The sequence below is a fragment of the Pseudomonas sp. SWRI77 genome (assembly GCF_014269105.1).
In the GTDB taxonomy this organism is placed as follows: Bacteria; Pseudomonadota; Gammaproteobacteria; order Pseudomonadales; family Pseudomonadaceae; genus Aquipseudomonas; species Aquipseudomonas capeferrum.
In genome coordinates this window covers 1-497 of the sequence record NZ_JABWRV010000072.1, presented here as the reverse complement: position 1 = coordinate 497, position 497 = coordinate 1, and the positions used below count along the sequence as shown (strand labels likewise).

1 protein-coding gene is annotated in these 497 nt (G+C 60.4%); it reads left to right on the top strand.

What is annotated here, in order from left to right:
- Positions 1-497 (top strand): transposase (locus HU766_RS26600; RefSeq protein ID WP_186661859.1); only part of this gene is annotated, 497 nt, incomplete at both ends.

The window sequence follows — 497 nt, the reverse complement described above, 5'->3', positions numbered from 1 at the left end:
GCTCAAACTGCCAGCGACAGTGACCGTCTTGATGGAGTGCGGTCCAGGTGCACAAGCCTGGGCCAGGCTGCTGCAGACCCAAGGTAATCCAGTTCGTATCCTGCCTGCGCAACGGGTGGCCGAACACCGCAGCGGCGCGAAGAACGACCGAAACGACGCCCATGCCATTTTGCGTGCCGGTCGCGATACCAGCATTGCCTCAATACCGATCAAGAGCACCACAGCACTGGCTATTCAAGCACTGCACCGTGTCCGGCGCGGCAACATCAAGCGGCATACGGCACTGGGCAATCAGATGCGTGGCTTGCTGCTTGAGCATGGCGTGTCGATGCCCCAAGGCGATGCCGCGATGAGTACGCACATACCGCGAGCCCTTGAGGATGCCACCTTGCCCCTGCCTGATTTGTTGCGCGAGTTGCTCGATGAGCTGTTGGCTGACTGGCTCTATCTAGGTGAGCGCATTGCGGTGCTGAGTAAACGGCTCGAAGCGACAGCCC